This window comes from Nostoc sp. WHI (genome assembly GCF_015714725.1).
Classification (GTDB): Bacteria; Cyanobacteriota; Cyanobacteriia; order Cyanobacteriales; family Nostocaceae; genus Nostoc.
The window spans coordinates 1-5,970 of record NZ_WBKM01000154.1 but is presented as its reverse complement, the minus strand read 5'-3'; the positions used below and the strand labels follow the sequence as shown (position 1 = coordinate 5,970).

2 protein-coding genes and 1 pseudogene are annotated in these 5,970 nt (G+C 44.5%); 2 read left to right on the top strand and 1 reads right to left on the bottom strand.

Translation table 11 applies throughout. From position 1 onward, the window contains the following. Positions 1 to 2: 2 nt before the first annotated feature. Complete coding sequence (locus tag F8S12_RS42330; RefSeq protein WP_442946804.1) at positions 3 to 80, top strand: IS4/Tn5 family transposase DNA-binding protein; 78 nt, start codon at positions 3 to 5, stop codon at positions 78 to 80. Between the two features lie 257 nt (positions 81 to 337). Next, positions 338 to 490: pseudogene (locus tag F8S12_RS42325) on the top strand (IS4 family transposase); the annotation flags it as partial. Between the two features lie 57 nt (positions 491 to 547). Here the strand turns inward: F8S12_RS42325 and F8S12_RS16415 are convergent. Continuing rightward, positions 548 to 5,970, bottom strand: a 5,423-nt coding sequence (locus tag F8S12_RS16415; RefSeq protein WP_196517215.1) for a translocation/assembly module TamB domain-containing protein, incomplete at its 5' end; no start/stop codon positions are given.

Here is a 5,970-nt window from a genome sequence, read left to right as displayed (position 1 = left end):
GGCTGTCAGAAATCTTCAACGGAGGAACTGTACTCAAAAGGGCTTATGAGTTTTTGCAAACCCCAAAGTGGAATTTTTAAGACTAATCGAACCGCACTGTCAAATGACGGCGGAAACTGTTGCAGAATACGATGTAGTGCTGTGTGTTGGAGACACCACTTTTCTTGATTATGGCAGGATTGTAGAAAAACTTGTAACTAAGCACACGCGAGTAATTCATGTTTTCGACAGAGAAGGTGATATCACAGAAGTTTTCGATAAAATTCGTCAACTTCAACACACGGGTGTCGTAGTTCGTGCCGCTCATAACCGGAGCTTAGATTCTGATAGTGAAGTGTTAACAGCTGGTTGGGCTGTGGAAGCGATCGCTCGTCTTGGCGGATATCTTGAACATCGACATAGAACTCCTATTGGTATCCAGGTACTGTGGCGAGGTTGGTTAAAATTACACGACCTCTGTGAGGGTTTGCAGCTTGCAACAGAGACTTAACGGGAAAAGTCAGGTATTAAGCCGGACATGATATAATTCATAATTGAAGAAATTTCTTTAAAACCGCGTTTGATACTCTACTACTGCACGACTGTCATCGGTTAAATTAGTGGAAGCCCGCACACGATATTCATCGTTTATCCGGTAATTAACACCCCATTGAAAAGGGTCATTAGTTGTTAAAATTTTGATACTAGAAACGGATATTTTAGAAGAAATATCAACCCCAGCCTCTGCTGCTAATTCCAAAGTTGAATTGCTTCTTCCCGCTTCGGGATTTTCAGAAATAACGGTAGGAAATATTCGCAGTTCACTTAAGCCAAAGGTACTACCAATCTGGTTAAAAGCTGACTGAAAATTGTTGAATACAGCTGAACCTGCGATGTTAATCAGACCCAAAGTACTGTCGCCACGTCCTTGGGTGTCTACAAACCCACCTCCTAAAAGAGCAACAATTTCGGTTTGACTGCGTGACGGACTGCTTGTTAGTTCTATATTTTCATTTAGTTTGCTGGCGAGACCGTTGATAGTGGCTTCGACTCGAATACTCTCTAAGGCTGATAAACCTGTGGAATTAATCCGGCTGAAGTCATTACTTTGAGTTACGTCTACTACCTTGGCAAATAGCTGAATATCTAAGTCGGGGTCGCGGGGTTGAGAGGGACTAAAAGTTGCGGTGTGTTTATAGCCGCGAGCAAGATAAAATTGAGTAGTAAATAAATTAACTCCACCTTGTTCTAACAAAATGGTGCCATCGGGTATTGGCTGATTGATTGAGCCGTTAACTATCAGATTACCTGTTGCGCGGAAGCTGAGAATAGGGGGACGGGTAATTTGGACGTTTTTGCCTAGTTCCAAATCTAGATTATTAAATCTGGCGATGCCTGACGGCAAGGCTGCCGCCAACGCATTTCCTATCCCATTGCCGATTTCAGGTTTGCTCTGCTTATTGGCTTTTGTGGGTGATACACCAAGACTACTATTTGCAGATGTACTGGCATCGGTAGATTCTGCCAGTAATACCTGACCATCAAATAAATTTACTTTGCCGCCAATTACTGGGTTAAGGGCAGAACCAGTAATTTGCAAATTACCGCTAGCGCCTCCCTGGTAAAGTCCCTTAAGATTCAAAGCCAGCTGATCGAGATTAATAGTCAGGGGCTTGTCTATAGTTGCGTTCTGATTGTTGAAGATGGGAATTTCTCCAGCAGCTTCTACCTTTCCACGGCTAAATCTACCCTGAAGATTTTCTACTAAAATACGGTCAAAATTAAACAGCACTTTACCTGCGACACCTCTGAGCTTACCTGGCAAAGCCTGAGCTGAAAAAGTAGCATTATTGATAGTGGCAATTCCTTCCACTTCGGGTTTTTGGAGTGTTCCGCGCACCTTGAGGTTTACTTGTCCTTCACCTTTCTCAAAAATTACCTGGTTAGTTAATGCGTTTAACAGTGCCAATCCCTCATTTTCCAACTTCATATCCAGACTGATTTGCTCGCTGTCTGATGTCACGGAAGCAAAAGGTAATTTGTAAGGTATGCTACCAGTAATATCAACAGGTGGCCCGGCAACTGCTACAGTACTACCAAAGTTTAAACGTCCGTTGGCATAGCTGAAACTTGCCGTTGCTGACTCTATTGCCTTCTGATTCAATGATCCTTCTATGATTTCCAATTCGCCTCTAGCTTGGGGATTAGCAATGCTCCCTGCTAAAGCTGCTGTAGCGTTAAGATTACCTGTAATTCCAACTGGCAATTTGACAAAATTATTCAGTACTTGTACCGGAAAATTATTCACTCGTAGCTGACCAGATTGTTCTTCACCGCCAACGTTACCTGTGAAGGCAATCAGCCTGTTCTGAGACTCGATTCGTAAAGGTCGCAAACTCAAAACACCGTTTTCAAAGTTGCCTTCAGCAATCAATTTCTCGGCAGTATAAAAACGACTTCGTTCTTCCTTTTTACCCCAAGCAAAGTTTTGTCCATTCAAATTAAATTCCACTGACAATCCATTGGCTGTAGCTGTGTCTACAGAAACTTCTCCGTTGAAAGTCCCTTTTAAGTCTGCCAAATCCGGTATTGGGGTGGAATCAAGTCGCTGTTGTTCTTGTTCTGCTACCAGGGTTTCAATTTCAGAAAACCTCTGGATTTGGGTTAATAAGGGCTGATTTAGCGACCCTTGAGGGTTGGTAGTCAAATCTGCTGCTGTTCCGTAGGTTGGAGCTGCCAAACCGGGTTGCAAATCTTGTAAATCAAATATCTGTGCTACAGCTAGAACATCTTGGATCTCACCCTGATTGATGTTCAGTTTACCTTGTAGTTGAGGGCCTTTAGGGGTTTGATTAAAAGTACCGACAAGGGCGTAGCTACTTTTGCCTTTGACAAATTCACTACTGGCGAGTGTGCCTTTACCATTACCGTAGCGGAATTGAGCAGCTATTCGATCGCCTTTAACTCGGCCAATTTGCGGTTCGGCGATCGCTAAATTACCTGTTGCTGCCAATGTCTGCTGATTAAAGAGCAAATCCCCAGTTAACAACCCAGCTATCTTACCAGTACCCAAACGGGTAATTGGTGGCGGAGTCAAATTCAATATTTGCAAAGGGAAATTTGCAACTTTGAGCGCCCAATCATTTCCTTGAACATTACCCGTGGCTAATGCTTGCTGCCATTTTACTAAGAAAGATTTAGGGCGATTATCGGCATCTAAATTGAAGTCCAAGCGATCGCTTTTTCCCGCCAAGTTCAAATTTAAACCGCGTCCCTGTGCTGAATCGATGTTCCCAGCTAACAACGGCTCAAAAGCAATATCTTGGACAACCAAGTCTCGTAAGTTGATTTGCCCTGTCACATTTGGTAAGGGCAGTTTACCAGTGATTTGACCATTAAAATCTAGTCTACCTGCCACAGCAACCTGATTAGGAAGATTGATGGGTAACTGTTTGAGGTTGTAATTCTGGGCTTGGACGTTGAGATTTAGGGCAGTAATTTCCGGTATACCTGCTCTTTTTGCATTGGCTAATATGTTACCAGTAATATTTAAACCTGGGGCAGTTGCTCGCTCAATGGTAAGCCTTTCACCATTCCAAGCGATCGCAGCAGTCAGGGGTTGCTCAAGACCAGGGATACCTTGGGATAATTGCACCTGTCCAGCAGCACGCACATCAGCTAATTTTGATGAGCCAAAAGTGCCAGCTAATTGTAACTGACCGCCAAATTGACCGCGCAATTGCTGATTTAACCGATTTAATTCCACACCGGAAGCATCAACTACAGCTTGATAGCGACCATTAGCCACTTGGATATTAGAGGCTGCGATCGTCCCACCCACAACATCCAGTCGTCCCTGACCACTGGCTTGGATAGTTTGCGGTTGGAAGGATTCAACAGAACCCGCCACGTTTGCTTGACCAGTTAAAGCTCCCCGGAACTGTGGTGGTACTGCTACCAACTGCTGCAACGGGACATTATTTGCTTGAACTTGCGCCTGGTATACACCATTAGCCACTTGAATATTAGAGGCTGCGATCGTCCCAGATCCAACATTAATTAATGCCTGGCCACTGGCTTGGATAGTTTGGGGTTTAAAAGAATCAACAAATCCCGCTATGTTAAACTGACCGTTTAACGCTCCTTGGAATTGCTTTGGTACTTCTGCCAACTGCTGCACAGGCACATTATTAGCCCGAACTTGCGCCTGATATACACCATTAGCCACTTGAATATTAGAGGCTTTAATAGTTCCACCCGCAACATTTAGCCGTGCCTGACCAGTGGCTTGAATAGTTTGCGGTTTAAAAGAATCAACAGAACCCGCTACATTGAACTGACCGTTTAATGCTCCTTGGAATTGCTTTGGTAAAGTTGCCAACTGCTGCACAGGCACATTATTAGCCTGAACTTGCGCCTGATATACACCATTAGCCACTTGGATATTTTTAGCTGTAACTGTACCCCCGCCAATAGCAAGGCGACCCTCACCACTGCCACGTAGGGTTTTTAGGCTGAAATTATCTCTGTTGCCTGCTATTTGGAAGGTACCTGCCAATGGATTATTTAAAGCTGGGGGAGACTCTTGTAATATTTGTCCCAGTCGCACATTATTAGCTACAAGTTGAGCAGAAAAGCTTTGGTCTTGCAGTTGGATATTAGAAACTGCAACTGTGCCGCCACCAATTTGAACTCCTGCACCATCAGTGCGAATCGTGGCAATTTTAAATGGTGCTGTGCTGCCTGAGAGGATGAGACGACCATTGAACTGTGCCCCAGCCAAAGAGACATTTTCTAGTTGACTTTTGTCTACAAAGGGTTCTAATTTTACCTCAGAGGCAACAGCCACAGCTTGCCAACGCTGATTGGCATAACTGCCAGTTGCCCGGACTGTACCACCACTGACATTAAGAGCCACATTACGGAAAGAGAGGGTACGATCGCTAGCGATCGCAACTTCACCAGTTCCGGGGTAAGTTCCGTTAGGAGCTTGAAACTGTACCACGGTTTGGACATTGGTAGAAGCGCCCGTTAGTTGGGCTGTACCTGCGACATTACCGATTTGGAAATTGGGTGTTGTTTCGTAAACTTTGGCGATCGCATCCCCTGGAACATTCTTGGCGGCGAAATTTAAATTTAGTTGGGGGATTTTACCGAGTTCAATTGTGCCAGCGCCCGTGATTTCACCACCAGCTTTGGCTTTACCTTGAATATCTTTCAGGGTAAGTAAAGAAGAAGAGGAAGAATTAGTAGTAAGTTCAAATTTACCACTGATGCTATTAAAATCAACTTTATCGATTCGGGCAGTTTGGATCGTGGTGACAGTGCCTGAGAGAATTGGCTCTTTTGTTGATCCGGTAATCTGCAAGTCTGCTTGTACTTGTCCAGCGATCGGCACAGGTAGTTTTACATCGAGAGTCTGTTGGGCATTAGCCAAACTCACCGAATTTACACGCCCTGTCAACTTAAAGCCTGCTTGAGCGTCAATGATTCCCGTAGCCACGAGGGGAATTTTGCCGTAGTTGGTAGTAATATTATTTGACTGCAACTCCGTTCCCTGGAAGTTAAGGTTTCCTTGGGTATTGCTCAACACTTGCGGGACTTTAGGAATTTGAACTGTTACGCCTTGGATAGTAGCGCTGCCAAACAATAAAGTCTGCTGTTTTGGTATCAACCGAATTAACAAATCACCATTGGCTCGACCCGCCTGTAAGTTCACTGGTAACTTGATCAACCGAGAAATATCCTCAGCCAGCAAGTCTTGCGATCGCACCTGAAAGTTACCCGCTAGCACCTTAGAAAGTGTCTCTCCCTGAATAGAAATACTGCCACCACTGTCTGCTTGACCCCCAATATCAAACCTGATCAACTGTTCGTTTGCTAAAAGTTGGGCAGTTCCGTTCAGTTGAGAAAATACCACAGGCAACTGCTGAGTTGTGACTGCTGAGTTAGAAGTTGGGTATTCTCCTTTGCCCCTCTGCCCCCCTACTC